The organism is Variovorax sp. Soil_C_19 (genome assembly GCF_057657255.1).
In genome coordinates this window covers 1-16,467 of the sequence record NZ_JBDGIV010000015.1, presented here as the reverse complement: position 1 = coordinate 16,467, position 16,467 = coordinate 1, and the positions used below count along the sequence as shown (strand labels likewise).

General features: G+C 66.8%; 14 protein-coding genes and 2 pseudogenes. 6 read left to right on the top strand and 10 right to left on the bottom strand.

Annotated features, from left to right (window positions below):
- Window positions 1-75 precede the first annotated feature (75 nt).
- From pxpA to AC3A6R_RS22585, 6 genes are all read right to left on the bottom strand, one after another.
- On the bottom strand, window positions 76-813 hold the full coding sequence (gene pxpA, locus AC3A6R_RS22610) for a 5-oxoprolinase subunit PxpA (RefSeq protein WP_487865644.1): 738 nt from the start codon (window positions 811-813) through the stop codon (window positions 76-78).
- Between the two features lie 68 nt (window positions 814-881).
- Window positions 882-1,892 carry a 5-oxoprolinase subunit C family protein gene (locus tag AC3A6R_RS22605; protein ID WP_487865643.1) on the bottom strand — a complete coding sequence of 337 codons (1,011 nt, stop codon included), beginning with the start codon at window positions 1,890-1,892 and terminating at the stop codon, window positions 882-884.
- Entirely contained in the window at window positions 1,889-2,557 is a 669-nt protein-coding gene (gene pxpB / locus AC3A6R_RS22600) for a 5-oxoprolinase subunit PxpB (RefSeq protein ID WP_487865642.1), read from the bottom strand. Before pxpB ends, AC3A6R_RS22605 begins: the two co-directional genes overlap by 4 nt.
- 22 nt (window positions 2,558-2,579) lie before the next feature.
- Complete coding sequence (gene coaD / locus AC3A6R_RS22595; protein ID WP_487862889.1) at window positions 2,580-3,083, bottom strand: pantetheine-phosphate adenylyltransferase; 504 nt, start codon at window positions 3,081-3,083, stop codon at window positions 2,580-2,582.
- Between the two features lie 43 nt (window positions 3,084-3,126).
- Complete coding sequence (locus tag AC3A6R_RS22590; RefSeq protein WP_487865641.1) at window positions 3,127-3,795, bottom strand: RsmD family RNA methyltransferase; 669 nt, start codon at window positions 3,793-3,795, stop codon at window positions 3,127-3,129.
- 32 nt (window positions 3,796-3,827) lie between these two features.
- Complete coding sequence (locus AC3A6R_RS22585) at window positions 3,828-4,463, bottom strand: LysE/ArgO family amino acid transporter (RefSeq protein ID WP_487862887.1); 636 nt, start codon at window positions 4,461-4,463, stop codon at window positions 3,828-3,830.
- A gap of 84 nt (window positions 4,464-4,547) precedes the next feature.
- Here AC3A6R_RS22585 and AC3A6R_RS22580 point away from each other — a divergent pair, with 84 nt between their 5' ends.
- Window positions 4,548-5,456, top strand: coding sequence for a LysR family transcriptional regulator ArgP (locus AC3A6R_RS22580; protein ID WP_487862886.1), 909 nt, complete (start codon window positions 4,548-4,550; stop codon window positions 5,454-5,456).
- Between the two features lie 21 nt (window positions 5,457-5,477).
- Here AC3A6R_RS22580 and AC3A6R_RS22575 read toward each other — a convergent pair whose 3' ends face one another.
- The gene (locus tag AC3A6R_RS22575; RefSeq protein WP_487865640.1) at window positions 5,478-6,827 is read right to left on the bottom strand and encodes a M16 family metallopeptidase; all 1,350 of its coding nucleotides are present in this window, start codon (window positions 6,825-6,827) and stop codon (window positions 5,478-5,480) included.
- A gap of 16 nt (window positions 6,828-6,843) precedes the next feature.
- A complete protein-coding gene (locus tag AC3A6R_RS22570) occupies window positions 6,844-8,298 on the bottom strand; it encodes a M16 family metallopeptidase (RefSeq protein WP_487865639.1) in 1,455 nt (484 codons plus the stop codon).
- Between the two features lie 29 nt (window positions 8,299-8,327).
- Between AC3A6R_RS22570 and ftsY the strand changes: the two genes are divergently transcribed.
- The 3 genes from ftsY to AC3A6R_RS22555 all read left to right on the top strand — a co-directional run bounded on the left by ftsY (window position 8,328) and on the right by AC3A6R_RS22555 (window position 12,405).
- A complete protein-coding gene (gene ftsY / locus AC3A6R_RS22565; RefSeq protein ID WP_487865638.1) occupies window positions 8,328-9,596 on the top strand; it encodes a signal recognition particle-docking protein FtsY in 1,269 nt (422 codons plus the stop codon).
- 109 nt (window positions 9,597-9,705) lie between these two features.
- Window positions 9,706-10,170, top strand: a complete 465-nt coding sequence (locus AC3A6R_RS22560; protein WP_487865637.1) for an Mpo1 family 2-hydroxy fatty acid dioxygenase — start codon at window positions 9,706-9,708, stop codon at window positions 10,168-10,170.
- Window positions 10,171-10,797: 627 nt separating this feature from the next.
- The gene (locus tag AC3A6R_RS22555; protein WP_487865636.1) at window positions 10,798-12,405 is read left to right on the top strand and encodes a DUF4435 domain-containing protein; all 1,608 of its coding nucleotides are present in this window, start codon (window positions 10,798-10,800) and stop codon (window positions 12,403-12,405) included.
- A gap of 280 nt (window positions 12,406-12,685) precedes the next feature.
- Here the strand turns inward: AC3A6R_RS22555 and AC3A6R_RS22550 are convergent.
- Window positions 12,686-13,087: pseudogene (locus AC3A6R_RS22550) on the bottom strand (transposase); the annotation flags it as partial.
- Between the two features lie 86 nt (window positions 13,088-13,173).
- Here AC3A6R_RS22550 and istA point away from each other — a divergent pair.
- Together istA and istB are read left to right on the top strand one after the other, a co-directional pair.
- Window positions 13,174-14,184, top strand: a complete 1,011-nt coding sequence (istA, locus tag AC3A6R_RS22545; RefSeq protein WP_487865700.1) for an IS21 family transposase — start codon at window positions 13,174-13,176, stop codon at window positions 14,182-14,184.
- Entirely contained in the window at window positions 14,184-14,963 is a 780-nt protein-coding gene (gene istB, locus AC3A6R_RS22540; protein ID WP_487865635.1) for an IS21-like element helper ATPase IstB, read from the top strand. The genes istA and istB overlap by 1 nt, the downstream gene beginning before the upstream one ends.
- A gap of 124 nt (window positions 14,964-15,087) precedes the next feature.
- Here the strand turns inward: istB and AC3A6R_RS22535 are convergent.
- Window positions 15,088-16,149, bottom strand: a pseudogene (locus AC3A6R_RS22535) (IS1182 family transposase); the annotation flags it as partial.
- Window positions 16,150-16,467 lie beyond the last annotated feature (318 nt).

Here is a 16,467-nt window from a genome sequence, read left to right as displayed (position 1 = left end):
GTGGAACGGGCTCCGCCCGGCCACTGGGTGCGCCCCCCAGTGGGGGGAGGCGCCGCAGGCGCTTCGGGGGGCGTCTCATCCCGCGCGCACGGCGATGCCCTCTTGCGCGAGCCGCTCGCGAATGCGGCGCGCAAAGGCCAGCGCATGGACCCCGTCGCCATGCAGGCAGACCGTCTGGGCATTGACCGGCACGCTGCTGCCGTCGATGGCCGTCACCTTGCGGTCGCGCACCAGCGAGAGCGTCTGCGCGAGCGACTGTTCCTCGTCCTCGATCAGCGCCCCGGGCTGGCTGCGCGGCACCAGGCTGCCGTCGGGCATGTAGCCGCGGTCGGCGAACACTTCTTCGACCGGGGTCAGGCCGGCGCGCCGCGCGGCGTCGATCATGCCGCTGCCCGCAAGGCCGAAGAACTTCAGCGCGGGATCGAAGCGCCGCACGGCCTCGCACAGCGCGTCGGCGAGTTCGGGTTCCTTCACCGCCTGGTTGTAGAGCTGGCCGTGCGCCTTGACGTGCGAGAGCCGGCCGCCCTCGGCCTTGACGATCGCGGCCAGCGCGCCAACCTGGTAGAGCACGTTGGCGACGATCTCGTCGGGCGGCAGGTGCATGGTGCTGCGGCCGAAGTTCTCGCGATCGGGAAAGCTCGGATGGGCGCCGATGGCCACGCCGTGTGCCAACGCCCAGCGCACGCACTGCTGCATGGTCTTGGCATCGCCCGCATGCCAGCCGCAGGCGATGTTGGCGGAACTCACAAGCCCGAGCAGCGCTTCGTCGCTGCCCGCGCCTTCGCCGAGGTCGGCATTCAGGTCGATTTGCATGGGATCCCTTCCTTTGCTTCGAGGCGCGGGGCGCCACGGCACCGGCCATGCGCTTGCGCTCGCACAGTCTATGCCGACGATGGCCAGCCCGCCGCCGCAAGCCCTTGCGCCACCTGCGCGAGGTAGCGCTGCTGGCCGGCCCAGGCTTCGAGCGCAGCGGTCAGGTCGACCTGCACCAGCCGCAGCCGGCCGGCAAGTGGCGCCTGCGCGAGCTTCCAGAGGTCGGCACGGATCACCACGCCGATGCGCGGATAGCCGCCGGTGGTCTGCGCGTCGCCCATCAGGATGATCGGCTGGCCCGAGGGCGGCACCTGGATGGTGCCGGGGATCACGCCCGACGAGAGCATGTCGATGTTGCGCTGGCGCTGGAGCTCGGCGCCTGCGAGCCGGCTGCCCATGCGGTTGCTCTGCGGCGTGATGCGCCAGCGCTCGCGCCAGAGCAACGCCTGCGCGGCCGCGGTGAACTGGTCGAACTCCGGGCCCGGCAGCACGCGCAGCGCGATGGTTTCGGTGCCCTCTTGTTCTTCTTCGTCGTCGCCCCACACCGGGCCGCGCAACCCGAACGGGCGCCGCGCGCGCTGCGCGGCTGTGAGCGGCGAGGCGCCGAGCCCGAGCCGGTCGCCCTTGCGCAGCGCACGGCCCTGGTGGCCGCCGAAGCCGGCTTTCAGGTCGGTGCTGCGCGAGCCGAGCACCGGCGGCACGTCGATGCCGCCGGCCACCGCGAGCCAGCTGCGCAGGCCCGCCTTCTTCGCGCCGGCTGGATTGGCGCCCGCGAGGGTCAAGGTCTGGCCCGCTGCCACCGGCACGCTCCAGCATGGCCACAGCGGCGTGCCGTCGAGCCTGGCACCGAAGCCGTCGCCCGCGAGCGCGATGCGCGTGTCGGATTCGAAGCGGATCTCGCAGCCGCCCATGGTGATCTCGAGGCCTGCGGCGGCATCGGCATTGCCCACCAGCCGGTTCGCGAGCGTGAGCGCGAGCACGTCGAGCGCGCCGCCGGGGCAGATGCCGAGCTGGCGGTGCCCATGGCGCCCGAGGTCCTGCACCGAGGCGAGCATGCCCGGCTTCTGCACGACGATCATGTCTGCAGGCTCTCGACGATGAAGCGCACGCGGTCGCCCGGGCGCAGCAGCGTGGGCGGCTCGGCCGACGGGTCGAAGAGTTCGAGCGCGGTGCGGCCGATCAGCTGCCAGCCGCCCGGCGACACCAGCGGGTAGATGCCCGTCTGCTCGCCGCCGATGCCGACCGAGCGTGCAGGTACCGCCGTGCGCGGCTCGGCCCGGCGCGGCGTGGCGAGCTCGGGCGGCAGCCCACCCATGAAGGCAAAGCCCGGCAAAAAGCCGAGCAGGTAGACCACATAGTCGGCACCGCTGTGGCGCCGCACCACTTCGGCCGGCGTGAGCCCCGTGTGCGCCGCGACGTCCGCCAGGTCGGGCCCGTGCTCGCCGCCGTAGGCCACGGGAATCTCCACCGTCCGGCCCTCCACCGCAGTGGCCGAGAGCCTGGGCCACACATCGGCCACGCGCGCCATCAGCGCATCGATGGCCGTCACGGTGGGATCGAAGGTCAGCGTGAGGTTGTTCATGCCCGGCAGCACCTCGCCCACGCCGGGCCACTGCTGCACCTCGGCGCCGAGCGCCCAGATGCGCTGCTGCTGCGCCAGGGTGGCCGGTGCGGGCAGTTCGCACAGCAGCGCCGCATCGCCCAGCGCATGCAGGCGCGGTACGGGCGATCGGCTACTGCTCACTGGCGCATCTTTGGTGCGGTGCTCATTCACGCCCGAGGCTGCGGACCTTCTCGGCGAGCTGCTTCTCCACGTCGTCCGAGACGAACTTGTGGACTTCACCGCCGAGCATCGCGATCTCGCGCACGAATGTGCTCGAGATGAACTGGTACTTGTCGCTCGGCGTGAGGAACACGGTCTCCACGTCGGGCATCAGCGAGCGGTTCATGCCGGCGAGCTGGAACTCGTAGTCGAAGTCGGTCACCGCGCGCAGGCCGCGCACCATGGCCTTGCCGCCGCGCGCCACGACAAAGTCGCGCAGCAGGCCGGAAAAGCTCTCGACGGTGACGATGCCGCCATAGGGCTCGACCGCATCGCGCGCCATCCCGATGCGCTCCTGCAGCGAGAACAGCGTCTTCTTGTGGTGGCCCGCCGCGACAGCGACGATGACACTCGAAAAAAGTTGGGTTGCGCGCCGCACCACGTCCTCGTGGCCGAGGGTGATGGGGTCGAAGGTGCCGGGATAAACCGCGATCACGTTGCTGGCCATGGTTGCTTTTTCCTCATGCAGCCGGTGCGGCTTGGTCGGCGGATTATGCAGCCGCCTGCGCGGCGTGCCGCAGCAGGTGCGCGTGCACCGCGCCCGCTTTCAGGTAACGAAATTCGACGAGACCGAGCGCGGCAAGCGCTTCGGCGCTCCAGCGCTGCGGTGCCTCGAGGTAGATCGCGCCGCCGGCTTTCACCGCGCGCGCCGCGGCCCGCAGCGCGGGTTCGTAGAGCGCCGTGCTCTCGAACGGCGGGTCGAGGAACACCGCGTCAAGGGTGCCAGCAGGCGCACGCTCGAGCGCGCTGGCGCCGTTGCCGCGCTCGATGCGCACGGCCTCGGCCGACAGCTTGGCCTTCGTCGCCTGCAGCTGCGCCACCAGCGCCGCATCCTGTTCGCACAGCAGCACGCTCGCGGCGCCGCGCGAGGCCGCTTCGAAGCCGAGCGCACCGGTGCCGGCGAAGGCGTCGACGCAGTGCCAGCCCGGCAGCTCGCCACCGCCGACACCGACCAGGCTCGCGAGCCAATTGAACAGCGTTTCGCGCACCCGGTCGGGCGTGGGTCGCAGGCCGGGTTTGTCGGCAACGGCAAGGCGGGTGCGCTTCCATTGGCCGCCGATGATCCGCACCTCGTGCGACCGCGCGGACTTCCGCGCAGGCGCTGGCGACGATCGGGCGGGCGCGCGCGGGGCTGCGGCGTCTTTCTTCTTCTGGGGCATGCGGCAAGCTTAACGCGCCGCGCAGGGCCGCCCTACAGACCCGCGATCGCCCGCCGCGCCAACGCCACGGCCAGCAGCAGCATGGTGCCGCCGATCAGCATGTCGAGCACCTGCCAGGCGCGCGGCCGCGCGAACACGGGCGAGAGCCGGCGCGCACCGAAGCCGAGTGCCGAGAACCACAGCGCGCTGGCGAGCGCCGAACCCGCAACGAACCACGCCTTGAGCGGGCCCGCGTACTGGGCCCCGGTGCCGCCCACGAGCAGCACGGTGTCGAGGTACACGTGCGGATTCAGCAAGGTGAAGCCCGCAGCCTGTGCGAGCACCGCGGCGCGCGAGAGCGGCAGCCCCTCTGCCACCGTGCGCAGCGCGCCCGTGTGCCGCGAGCGCCAGAGCGCGCGCAGCCCGTAGCCGCCAAGGAACAGCGCGCCAAGGCCCGCGAGCACGGCGGCGAATGCCGGCCGGCCTTCCAGCGCCTGCGCCATGCCGGCCACTCCTGCTGCAATCAGCACCGCATCGCTCGCCGCGCAGAACACCACCACGGCGCTCACATGCTCCCGCCGCAGACCCTGGCGCAGTACATAGGCGTTCTGCGCGCCGATGGCGACGATGAGCGCAAGGCTCAGGAAGAGCCCGTTGGCGAAGGCGGCAGTGACTTGTTCGAACGGCATGGCGCCGAGCTTGCCGCCGTGCACCGATTAATTCAAACTAAACTTCCTAAGCCTTCTTCAGTTTTTCTAACTCCCTCCCGACCGATGCTCGACTACGCCGCCCTCCATGCCCTGGCCGCCGTGGTCCGCGAAGGCAGCTTCGAGCGCGCCGCGCGGTCGCTGAACGTCACGCCCTCGGCAGTCTCCCAGCGCGTGAAGCTGCTCGAAGAACGCACGGGCGGCGCGCTGCTGGTGCGCGGTGCGCCATGTGTCGCGACCGAGGCCGGGCAGCAACTCTGCCGCCACGTCGAGCGCGTGGGCATGCTCGAGCACGAACTGCGCGACGCCCTGCCCGCGCTCGGCATGGGCGGCAAAGCCGGAGAGCGCGTCACGGTGCGCGTGGCCGTCAACGCCGACAGCCTGGCAACCTGGTTCATGGCGGCGGCCGCGGCCTTCGCGCGGCAGGAGGCATCGGCACTGCTCGACCTGACCGTGGACGACCAGGACCACACCGCCGAGCGGCTGCGCAGCGGCGCCGTGCTGGCGGCCGTCACCGCGCTCGCGCAGCCCGTGGCCGGCTGCAACAGCGAGCCGCTCGGCACCATGCACTACGTGGCGGCCGCAAGCCCCGAGTTCGTCAGCCGCCACTTCGCCAAGGGCGTGGGCGCGCGCACACTCGCGAATGCGCCGAGCCTGGTGTTCGACCGCAAGGACCGGCTGCAGGCGCGCTGGGTGCGGCGCGTCTGCCACCGCAGCGTCGAGACGCCGCGGCATTGGCTCCCGTCGGCGCACGGCTTCGTCGACGCCGCACTGGCCGGCATGGGCTGGGGCATGCATCCGGCCAGCATGGTGGCCGATGCCCTGCGCAGCGGCGCGCTCGTCGAGCTGGTGCCCGGCTCGGCGCTGCAGGTGCCGCTTTACTGGCAACAGGCGCGCGCGGCGCCGGCGCTGCTCGAGCGTCTCAAGGCAGCGGTGCGTGAAGCGGCCCGCAGCGGCGCGCACGCGCTGCGCTGAAGGGCCGCGTGCCGGGCCTCTTCAGCGGCTGCCGCCCACCACCACCGTCACCATGCGCGCGGGCTGCAGCTTGCGCGTGAATGCGGCGCGAATGTCGGCGGCCGTGACGGCTTTCATGCGCGCAGTCCAGGTGTCGAGGTAGTCCAGCGGCAGATCGTGCCAGGCGATGTTGGCGACGTTACCGAGGAGCTTGCGGTTGCTGTCGAGCAGCAGCGGAAAGCCGCCGATGAGGTTGTCCTTCGCGGCCTGCAGCTCACTGGCGGTCGGGCCCTCGGCCACGAACTTCGCCAGCACCTCGCGCGCGACCTTCACCGCGTCTTCGGCCTGGTCGGGCCGCGTCTGGAAGCCGACGCGGAACGCGCCCGCGCCGAGTCCCGGCGCAAAGCCGCTGTAGACGCTGTAGGCCAGGCCGCGTTTCTCGCGCACCTCGTCGGTCAGCCGCGAGACGAAGCCGCCGCCACCGAGCACGTAGTTGCCGAGCGTGAGCGCGAAATGGTCCGGGTCGTTGCGCGGATAGCCGGGCTGGCCGATGAACACATGGGCCTGGGCCGACGAGAACGGGATGCGCTCGTCCTTCGGTGCTGCGAGCGCCTCGACCGGCGCGATCGCGGGCAGCGGCGTGCAGGCCTCGGGCCCGGGCAGCCGCGAGAGCAAGGTGGTGGCCACGGCCTCGGCCTCGGCGCGCGTCACCGCGCCGACGATGCTGAGCTTGGCGCGGCACGGCACGATGAGTTGCCGGTAGCGCTGGCGCATGGCTTCGGTGTCGATGCGCGCAAGCGTGGCCTCGGTGACCTCTTGCCCGTAAGGATGGCTGCCATACACGGCCTGCGAGAACGCGCGGCCCGCGATGGTCGCGGGCTTGGTGTTGGCCTCGCGCAGCGCCGCACCGATGCGCTCGCGCTCGCGCCGCCAGACATCGTCGGGAAAGGCCGGCTCACCGATCTCGCGCGCAGCGAGCGCCACCGCCTTGGAGAGCAGGGCCGGCTCCGCCAGCGTGCGCAGCGAATAGCTCGCCCGGTCGTTGCCGACGCTGGTGTCGAACTGCGCACCCAGGTCGGCCCAGGCCTCGCCGAGCGCGTTTTCGTCGAGCGCCGGCTCGCCGTTGCGGCCGGCGGCCACGCCCTTCTCGACCATGGTCGCGGTCGTGCTCGCAAGGCCGGCCTGCGCCGCCGGATCGCGCCGGCTACCGGCGTCGAAGTCGATCTGCACATCGACGATCGGCAGCGCGTGGGTGGAGACGAGGTAAATCCGAGCGCCGCTCGGGAGCGTCCAGTGCTCGATCGGAAGTGCCGCGTGGGCGGCGTTCATCGCTGCGACGGCTGCAATGGCGCCGAACAGCGCGGTGCGCAGGAGAGTCTTGATACGGTTCATCGGGGTTCGACGCCTTTCAGCGCATTTCGCCGTGCGGTGCCGCGAAGCCGCGGCCGCGGGGTTTGGCTTCGAGCGGCAGCGGGCGCAGGGTGGCGACCGTGAGCTGGTCGTCGCCGAAGTACTTTGCGGCCACGGCCTGCACCTGGGCAGGCGTCACGGCCTGCAGCTTCGCGATGATCTGCGCGCTGGCGTCCAGCGGCAGGCCCTGCACCCAATTGCTGCCGAGTTCGCGCGCCTGCGCCATGACCGAGTCGCGCTTGTAGGTCTGGCTCGCCACCCATTGCGTCTTGACGCGCGCGAGCTCGGCATCGCCCACGCCGTCTTTCGCGACGCGCGCCACTTCGGCCCGGAGCGCCGCCTCGACCGCTTCGGGCGTTTTGCCATGTGCCGGCACGCCCACGAGCGTGAAGAGCTGCGGCCCGCGGCCGACCAGGCCCGAATAGGCCCCGACGGAATCGGCCACGCGATCGGTGCCCTGCGTCAGCGCGCGGTCGAGCCGCGAGCCGGTGTAGCCGTCGAGCACGGCCGACAACACCTCGAGCGACCACACGTCGCCGTCGGTGGTCTCGATGTCCTCGAGCTTCGGGATGCGGAACGCGAGCGATACGTAGGCCTGCTCGGCCGGCGCCTTGAACTCGATGCGCCGCATGCCGCGCTGTTCGGGTTCGGTGCGCGGCTTGCGCGGGGGCACGGCGCGCGCGGGGATGCTGCCGTAGTACTTCTCGGCCAGCGTGCGCACCTTGTCGACGTCGACGTCGCCGGCCACCACCAGGGCGGCATTGGCGGGCACGTACCAGCGGCGGAAGAACGCGCGCGCGTCGTCGGGCGTCATCGCGTCGAGGTCGCTCATCCAGCCGACGATGGGCCGGTGGTAGGGCGAGGCCATGAAGACCGCCGCATTCTGCTGCTCGCCGAGCAGCGCGCGCGGCTGGTCTTCGGTGCGCAGGCGGCGCTCTTCCTTGACCACCTCGATCTCGCGCTTGAACTCGTCGTCGGGCCACTGGTTGTTGGCGAAGCGGTCCGACTCGAGCTTCATGATCTGCTCGAGGCTCTCCACGGGAATCTGCTGGTAGTAGCCGGTGGCGTCGCGCGAGGTGAACGCATTCTCCTGCCCACCCAGCGCCGCGACCCGGCGCGAGAACTCGCCCGGCTTGATCGCCTTGGTGCCCTTGAACATCATGTGCTCGAGCACATGCGCCACGCCCGAGGTGCCGTCGACCTCGTCGACGGACCCGACGCGGACCCACAGCATCTGCACCGCCGTGGGCGCGCGGCGATCGGGCTGCACCAGCAGCGTCATGCCGTTGGCAAGGGTGAACTGCCGGGGAGTGGATGCCGCGGCGGCGGCGTTGGAGGGAGAGGCGGCGGAAACCGGAGGGCTTTGCGCCAGTGCAGGCATGGCCCAGAGCGCCGAAAGCGCCATCGCCAGCACCGCACCAGACGCAACACGACGTGGCGAGGGGTGTTTCATAGAATGGGTCGGATTGTAAAAAGCGCCCGATGTTCAGTTTCTTCAAGAAAAAACCACCCACCGATGCCCCGGCCGCCGAGCCGTTGCCGGCGCCCGAGCCGCCGCCAGCGCCCGCGCCGCCCCCCGCGCGTTCGGTGTTCTCTCCTTCGAGCTGGTTCGGCTCGAAACCTGCCGTGGAGGAGCCGGCGGCGCCTGTGGCCGAGCCGGAACCGCAGCCGGCACCAGTCCCGCCGCCACCCGCGGTGCCAGTTCCTGTGCAAGTTCCGGAACCAGCCCCTGTTCCTGCACCTGCACCTGCACCGACACCAGTCCCGGCCCCAGTGCCTGCACCCGCACCCGCACCAGTCCCGGTACCGGCTCCGGTGCCTGCACCCGTCGCAGAGGCCATCGTCACCGCCGAGCGCAAAGGCTGGCTCGACAAGCTAAAGACCGGCCTGCGCAAGACCGGCACCGGCATCCAGGCGGTGTTCGTCAACGCGCAGATCGACGAGGCGCTGTACGAAGAGCTCGAATCGGCCCTGCTGATGGCAGACGCCGGCGTCAAGGCCACCGAATACCTGCTCGACGACCTGCGCGGCCGCGTCAAGCGGCAGATGGCCACCGACGCAGCGCAAGTGAAGCGGCTGCTGGCCGACGCCATTGCCGACCTGCTGCGCCCGCTCGAGAAGCCGCTCGTCATCGGCCAGTTCACGCCGACGGTGATCATGGTCGCGGGCGTGAACGGCGCCGGCAAGACCACCTCGATCGGCAAGCTCACCAAGCACCTCGCGAACGAGGGTGCGTCGGTGCTGCTGGCCGCGGCCGACACCTTTCGCGCCGCCGCGCGCGAGCAACTGCTGGTCTGGGCCGACCGCAACACCGTCGAAATCGTGAGCCAGGAAGGCGGCGATCCCTCGGCCGTGAGCTTCGACGCCGTTACCGCGGGCAAGGCGCGCGGCAAGGACGTGGTGCTGGTCGACACCGCGGGCCGGCTGCCGACGCAGATCCACCTGATGGACGAACTCCGCAAGATCAAGCGCGTCGTCACCAAGGCCGACACCAGCGCGCCGCACGAGGTGCTGCTGGTGATCGACGGCAACACCGGACAGAACGCGCTGGCGCAGGTCAGGGCCTTCGACGAGGCGTTGGGCCTTACGGGCCTGGTCGTGACCAAGCTCGACGGCACGGCTAAGGGCGGTGTGCTCTGCGCCATTGCACGCGAGCGGCCGATCCCGGTCTACTTCATCGGCGTGGGCGAGAAGCTCGAAGACCTCGAAACCTTCAACGCACGCGAATTCGCGCAGGCGCTGCTCGGCTGAGAATCGGCGGCAGCGCCGTCCATTTGCTATTGTTCCAGTAGCACTTGCAAGTGCAGGGGCACGGGTGCACCATGGCGGGATTCGCCGCAGACAGGCGATCCGGAGACCCATGACGCACGCCGCCGAAGCCCCGATGGCCAGTTCCGATCGCAAGGTCGACAGGTTGCTGGCCCACTATGGCGAGAGCCATCGGCATCCCACCAACGAACTCATCCACTACGTGGCGATCCCCGCCATCATGCTGAGCCTCGTGGGGCTGCTGTTCGCGCTGCACGCCTGGGTGGCGTACGGTTTCGTCGCGGCGAGCCTGGTTTACTACGCCACGCTGCGCTCACCGGTTTTCTTCGCGACCATGCTGGGCGGCACCGCCCTGCTGCTGGCGGCCGTCCACGCGATGGGAAACCTTGTTTCGCCGCTGTCCGCCGGCATTTTCGTGGTGGCATGGGTCTTCCAGTTCGTGGGGCACAAGATCGAGGGCAGGAAACCTTCCTTCTTCGAAGACGTCCAGTACCTCTGGGTGGGTCCTCTTTTCGTACTTTCGCGACTTTTTCTGCGCCTCGGTATTCGCTGGTAATGCCTTCGTCGGACGTGGCCGCGGGCTCCCGGCCAGCCGCAGCGACTAGGCGTGACGGCGATCAAGAACCTCGATGCCGTCTTCAAGGTGTTGATGAAGTGAGCGCGACGGCACCGCGCAGCATGCGCAAGCCCTACCCTTTCACTTCACTGGTCGTGCAGGGACTCGAAAAGGTGCCCGGCTAGGTGGACAAGGCGAAGCTGCGGAACACCAATGGACTTCAGTGTCTGACCCCCGGGGACCATCCTTCAATTGCGCAGTTGGCGCCATCCGACCTTCGCGTAGCGCGCCGTTGAACTTTCGCAAGTTTCGATTTCAAGCCATTGGATCCACGCGTGTGTCGCGCTTTTGCATCGACCCGTGGGCTCACGACCGGCTGCTTTGCGCGAGGCCCAATGTCTCAGCTGGGCCCACTGCAGCCCTTCGCGTCAAGAAACATGCTGCTCGAAAGCAGCCGCTACTCGTCCACCCGAGTTGGTCGGGGCAAAGCCACCGGAAGGCTCAGGGGCCATTCTCCCTGGGCATAGATTACGCTCGAGGAAGGCACTGTGCCGCGAACCGCGAACCGAACCGCGGTCTCTTCGCGCTGGCCGGCCCTAGACGATCAACCTAAACGCGGCACATTCGATGTCAACCATTCCAGTCACGCGATCTATCACCCTTCCGCGCCGCGGCGCAGCCGATCAGAAGATCACGACCAGTCGGAACCTGCTTTTTGTTGGCGCCAATGGCTCAGGCAAAACTCGCCTCGGAACCTGGCTTGACATGACTTCGCCTGACCAAGCCCGCGTGTTCAGAATCTCCGCGCAGAAGTCGCTGTCTATGCCCAACACGACGACGCCGATGTCTATCGATCTAGCGGAGCAGGACTTGATCTTCGGCAATCCAGACGCGAAACAAAACAAGTACTTCCGATGGCAAGACAAACCTGCTACGGCGTTCCTAAACGACTACCAGAAGTTGATGGTCTTTCTGTTCTCAGATGAAACTGAGGAGAACGCCAAATACAAGGTCGCCCAGCGCCAATCAGCCACCAAGATTGAGCCACCGCCTACTAGGATGGACAAGGTGAAGCAGACATGGGAGCGGATTCTTCCTCACCGCGAACTCGTGGTCGGCGGATTACGAATCCAGACCCAAGTCCGCGATGACGCGAGCCAGATCTACAACTCATCTGAAATGAGCGATGGCGAACGCGTCATTTTCTATCTCATCGGGCAGTGTCTTGCCGCTCCCAGGGACAGCATCGTCGTCATCGACGAGCCCGAGTTGCACCTACACAAGTCGGTGCAAGCCCCTCTGTGGGCCGAGATTGAGAGACTGCGCCCCGATTGCCTGTTCGTGTACCTCACTCACGATGTCGACTTTGCCGTAGCCCAGGAAGGCGCACAGCGCGTCTGGCTCAAGTCTTTCGATGGAACATCTTGGGACTGGGAGCTCATCGAGGACAAGGACGACCTCCCGGACGATCTCTTGATTGAAGTGCTCGGCAGTCGAAAGCCTGTTGTCTTCGTCGAGGGTGTGAATGGCAGTCACGACGTCTCGCTCTACCGCGAGATACTCGCAGGATTCTTGGTCATCCCTCGCGGCAGCTGCGACCAAGTTATCCAAGCTGTTCGAGCTTTGCGTTCAAATACTCAGCTTCACCATCTGCAAGTCTACGGCCTCATCGATCGTGACCGGCGCACGGCGCCAGAAATCGCATCGCTGCAGGCCGACAACATCTACACGTTGGACGTTGCGGAGGTTGAGAACCTCTTCTGCACACAGGAGGTTCTGGCACTCGTCAGCGCCCGCTTGGCTCGCGACGTCGAAGCCGATTTCAATCAGGCCGCCGCCCAGGTCTTCAAGCAGTTGAAAACGGAACTCGACACCCAGGTCTCTTTGCGGGTCATCGCGGAGGTGAAATTCAAGCTCAATTGCTTTGATGCATCGGCCCGTGGAGTGCCTGCCCTCTCCTCCGCTTTGCAACAACTCGCCCAGGGCATCGACATTTCTGCCCTGTACGCTCAGTTCGACGGGGAATTTCAGACTGTGCTCAATGCGACAGATTACCGAGGATTGCTGCGCCTCTACAACCGCAAGTCTCTGCCGAACCAGATCGGAAATGCATTGGGACTAAAAGCAGGAGAGCTCGTCGAGCTTGTGGTTCGCCTTGCGCGAACTGATGCGCGCATCGCTGTCGTCGCCGCCATCAAACCGTACCTCGGCGCCTTCTCACCTCTCGTGGCCTGACCTTAAGCAAGAAACAGCAGGCTGGACAACCGACGAACCTGCCAGACGCTTTATTGCTTCAGACGCTCGCGACTTATACAAAATTCGTACTCAGGTCGCCTAGCCGAAAGCAGTCTGTCGCCGACGTCCGCCTTTGGCCGAGGCTGTGTGGAAACGCACTCGGCACATGAGTATGCCGAGGTCGGCCGCTCGACTACGCGCAGTAGAGACAGAACGCGGGCATCAGGCCAGTGCCGCAAGGGCAGGCCGATTTACTCGGCGGGAGTGCGATTACAAGGGCTCATGCCCCAGCCAATTGCATCGCCTTCATCGTCCTGCCGAATCCCAGCACCTTCATTACCCGCTTGAGGTTGTAGGCCAGCACATCCAAGCTCATCTCGGTGCTCACATGCGCCAGAGTCCTGGTCAGGAAGTGGGTTGATCCCATCCAGTGTTTCAGCGTGCCGAACACGTGCTCCACGGTGCGTCGTCGCAAGGTCATGGCGTCGGGCTTGCGGTCAAGGCGTTGCTGCACCCGATCAAGCACCGCTTCGTGTTCCCAGCGTCGGATGCGGCGGTAGCTGCTGGTCGTGCACTGGTCTCTCATGGCGCAACCAGGGCAAGCACTGGACCAATAGACGTGCAGCTTGTTGTCGCTCTTCTCCAGCGTGCTGAACCTGTAGATCGCTCGTTCGCCCGCGGGTGTTAGCGCCGATGTAAAACTAACCCACTGCGCCGAAATAAAAGTGACCCACCTGGGACACGATGGCAGCCTTTGTGAGGCTGCTGATGTTGACTCAGGAGCAAGCAGTGGAGATACGAGTGATGGCCCGAAGGGGCGAGAGTGTCAGAGCGATCGCGAGGCAGTTGGATTGCTCGCGCAATACAGTGCGCAGGTACCTGCGAGACGAGGCCGCGCAGCGGTACGGGCCGCGTGACCCGCGTGCATGCAAGCTCGACGACTACAAGACCTATCTGCATGAACGTATCGGGCAAGCCAGGCCCAGATGGATTCCGGCCACCGTGCTGCTGCGCGAGATCCAGGAACGCGGCTACACAGGCGGCATCAGCCAACTCAAGGCCTGGCTGGCGCCACTGAAGAAGAGCGAGCCTGAGCCGCTGGTGCGGTTCGAGACGCCACCAGGCCAGCAGATGCAGGCCGACTTCACCTACGTTCGCCGTGGCCGCGACCCGTTGCTCGCGATGGTCGCCACCCTGGGCTACAGCCGAGCGAGCTACGTGAAGTTCGTGGCCTGCTCGGGCGAGGACGTCGCCACCCTCTGCACAGGGCTGCGCGAGGCGTTCGATTACTTCGGCGGCGTGCCCGAACACGTGCTCTTCGACAACACGAAGGCCGTCGTCATCGAGCGTGACGCTTACGGCGAGGGTCAACATCGCTGGAACGCCGAACTGCGCGAGCTTGCGCAGAGCTGCGGCTTCAAGCCTCGGCTGTGCCGCCCCTATCGCGCCAAGACGAAGGGCAAGGTCGAGCGATTCAACTCCTACCTCAAGGGAAGCTTCCTGGTGCCGCTAGCGGCAACGCTTGAAGCCAATGGCCTCCGACTAGACGCGCACTTAGCCAACGTCCACGTGCGCCGCTGGCTCGACGAAGTCGCCAACGCCCGCGTACACGCCACCACCAAAGCGGTGCCAGCGTTGCGACTGGCCGAGGAACGCGCGGTTATGTTGGCCGCGCCAGCCCTTAAGGCGCCGGCACCTGTGCGCCAGCGCGTGGTCTTGCCAGTGGAGAGCCTGCAGCATCCTCTGGCGGTGTACGACGCCCTGCTGGAGGTGGTGTGATGGATCTGCAGCACGACCGCATTGCTGAGCTGTGCGAGCAACTGAAGTTCGCACGGCTGGGAAGCGAATGGCCCGCCCTTGCACAGGATGCTGCACGCGATGGCGCCAGCTTCGCCGACTTCCTGGAAAAGGTTCTGGCCAGCGAGCAAGTGGCAAGGGAGGAGCGCAAGCGCACGGTGCTGATGCGCCTGGCAACGATGCCGACGATCAAGACGCTCGAGCAGTTCGATTGGGCACAGCCGGGGGGTGCACCGAAGGCGCAGATCATCGAGTTGGGCCACCTGGCCTTCATCGAGCGTGCCGAGAACGTGGTGATGCTTGGGCCCAGCGGCGTGGGCAAGACGCACATCGCGCTGGCGCTGTGCCAGCGGGCCGTCATGGCGGGGCATAAGGCGCGCTTCATCACGGCGGCCGACTTGATGATGCAGCTGGCAGCGGCCAAGGCACAGAACCGTTTGAAGGAATACTTCAACCGGGCGGTCCTCGGCCCCAAGCTGCTCGTGGTCGACGAGATCGGCTACTTGCCCTTCGGGCGGGACGAGGCCAACTTGTTCTTCAACGTTGTGGCCAAGCGATACGAACGCGGCTCGATGGTGCTCACGAGCAACCTGCCGTTCACGCAGTGGGCGGGCGCCTTCGCGGACGACCAGACGCTGACGGCGGCAATGCTTGACCGATTGCTGCACCACGCCCACATCGTGCAGATCACCGGCGAGAGCTTCAGGCTGAAGGACAAGCGCAAGGCCGGCCAGGCAGCAAGGAGGATGGCGGCGGCATGACCGACGCCGCGCTGCTCGGCCGCTTCGGGCTTCGCCCTACGCGCCCGAGCAGCGCAAGCAGAAGGACCCGAGTGGGTCAGATTTACTTCGGCGACTACGATGAAAGTGGGTCAGATTTACTTCGGCGTTGACACGCGGGGCATTGGTATTCGTCGTCCTTCGCGATGTAGACGAATTCGGTCTTGTCGAAGCGACCCGCGGCCTTGGCGTTCGATGTCATCGGCTTGGGCACGAAGGCCGTGATGCCGTCGTCCTCACAGGCCTTGAGTTCCGTGCCATTGAAGTAGCCCCGGTCGGCGAAGGCTTGAAGTCTGGGCTTGTCCATCGCCTCGCGCGCAGCACGCGCCATCCTGTTGAGCTGTGCGCGGTCGTTGCCGACGTTCGTGACCTCGTGCGCCACGATCAAGTGGTTCTTCGCATCGACCGCCGTCTGGACGTTGTAGCCCACCAAGCCAGAACCCTTCGCCTGCGAGATCATCGAGCGCGCGTCGGGATCGGTGGTTGAACGCTGCCCATCAGGCTCGTGCTTCAACTGCTCCTTGGCTTCGTCGAGCTGGTGCATCTGATCGCGCAGCTTCCTGATCTTGTCTTGCAGTCGCTCGGTCTTGGCTTCGACCTCTGAGGGTTGTGTACGGTCCGCCGTCTCCAGTGCGTCGAGGTAGCGCTGGATGCTCTGCTCGATTTGCTGCTGGCGCTTGTCGATCTTCCCAGGCGTGACGTTGCGGTCCCGGCTGTTCACCGCCTTGAACTTGCTGCCGTCGATGGCAACGATGGCCTGCGTGAACAGCTTGAGTTCACGGCACATGGCGATGAAGCGCTTGCAGACATTGCGGATGCCAACGCCGTTGTTGTGGCGGAAGTCGGCGATGGTCTTGAAGTCCGGAGCGAGCCGGCCGGTGAGCCACATCAGCTCGACGTTGCGCTGAGCCTCGCGTTCCAGGCGCCGGCTGGACTGGATGCGGTTCAGGTAGCCATAGATGTAGAGCTTGAGCAGCACTGCGGGGTGGTACGCGGGCCGGCCGGTGGCGGCTGGATCTGCTCCTTTGAAGCCGAGTGCTTGAAGATCCAATTCCTCGACGAAGACGTCGACGACGCGCACCGGGTTGTCTTCGCCGATATAGTCATCCAAACATTCCGGCAGCAGCGCAACCTGCTGCCGATCCTCGCCTTCGATGAATCGCTTCATGGGCACCTCGCTGAGAACGGGTGCCATGATTTTATTTAGATGAGTGCCGACGGCGAAGCGTTTTCACACAGCCTCGGCCGGTTCCGGCCTTTGGTCGCATTCTGCCGTGCTTGACCGGCACGACGCAGCGCCGATCGGGCGACCCTTCGCGCCGGCCGACGAAAATTCATTGGCGCGCTGACGAAGGCACAGAGTCATTCCGCAGAAACGGCGATGACGGCCGCCGCCGCGCGAACGCAACTGCGCTGCCCCCGGCTTTCGTAGCACTTTGATCTAGAGGTCGAGGGTTTGCATCGTAGTTGATGCGGTGGTTTGCGC